This window comes from Micromonospora sp. NPDC047753 (genome assembly GCF_040642735.1).
Lineage (GTDB): Bacteria > Actinomycetota > Actinomycetes > Mycobacteriales > Micromonosporaceae > Micromonospora.
Genome location: NZ_JBEYSL010000885.1, coordinates 1 through 1,173 on the forward strand (window position 1 = coordinate 1; position 1,173 = coordinate 1,173).

The following is a 1,173-nucleotide window of genomic DNA, read 5'->3' on the forward strand; positions in this document are numbered from 1 at the left end:
GCCACGAGTTCGCTGTCAACGCGCCGGTGTTGTCGTACGACATGCCCAGCAGGTCGAGCCCACTCTCCGGGACGCCGTTCCACTCCTTGCAGGCCACCTCGCACGCTTTGCAGCCGATGCAGACGCTGGTGTCGGTGAAGAACCCCATCCGCGGTGGCGGGTTCTCGTAGCCGGCGTCCGGTGCGGGGTCCAGCGGCCCGTACAGGGCGTTGGCGTGGGGCATGGGTCAGACCTCCTGGTCCGGGCCGCTGTCGGCGGAGTCGGTCGTGACCTGCGGTGGATAGTGCGGGCTCAGGTCGCCGGACCGTCGCCGGTAGTCGACGACGAGAGCCATCAGCTCGGCGCCTCTCGGGCGTCGCCCGGATCGGACGTCGCAGGTGCCGACCTTGCTCTCCTGGATCAGCACGTTCGGGTCCAGGCTGATGCCGAACAGATCGTTGGCCGAGTCGCCGGTCACCAGACCCTCAAAACCGAAGTGGTACGGCAACCACACCTGGTGGATGATCCGACCATCCACCCGCAACGGGGTGAGCCGATCGGTCACCAGCACCTTCGCCTCGATCACCGCGCGGCCGCTGACCAGATGCGCCCAACCCAGATGCGTCAGCCCGACCTCGCCGGCCAGGGCCGGGGACACCTCGACGAACATCTCCGGTTGCAACTCCGCGAGGGGTGACACCGTCCGGCTCATCGCACCGGCTGTGTGGTGCTCGGTGAGCCGACTGACAGTGAACACGTACGGGAACACCTGAGCGTGCTCCTGCGGCGGACTCGGGTTCACCGAGTTCACCGGGTGTGCGTACATCTTGCGCGTCGGGTTGGCCTGCTGACCGTAGAGCGGGTTACGCACCGGCGACTCCACCGGCTCGTAGTGCGTCGGCAGCGGCCCGTCCAGGACACCGCTGGGCGCGTACAACCAGCCCTTGCCGTCGCCCTGCATGACGAACGGGTCGTCGCCCGCGATGCCCTCCGGCCCGGACGCGCCGGGCGGCGGCCGGTACGACGGTGGCTTGGTCTTCTCGAAGTCCGGCACGTCGTAGCCGGTCCACTCGCCCTTGTCCGCGTCCCACCAGACGTAGCGTTTGCGCTCGGACCACGGGTTGCCGTCCGGGTCGGCGGAGGCACGGTTGTAGAGGATGCGCCGGTTCGCCGGCCACGCCCAACCCCACTCGG

At 68.7% G+C, this 1,173-nt stretch carries 1 protein-coding gene and 1 pseudogene; both read right to left on the reverse strand.

Annotation, left to right across the window (positions count from 1 at the left end):
• Positions 1 to 223: pseudogene (locus ABZ749_RS35465) on the reverse strand (4Fe-4S ferredoxin); the annotation flags it as partial.
• A 3-nt stretch (positions 224 to 226) separates the two neighbouring features.
• Positions 227 to 1,173, reverse strand: a 947-nt coding sequence (locus ABZ749_RS35470; protein ID WP_357235814.1) for a molybdopterin dinucleotide binding domain-containing protein, incomplete at its 5' end; no start/stop codon positions are given.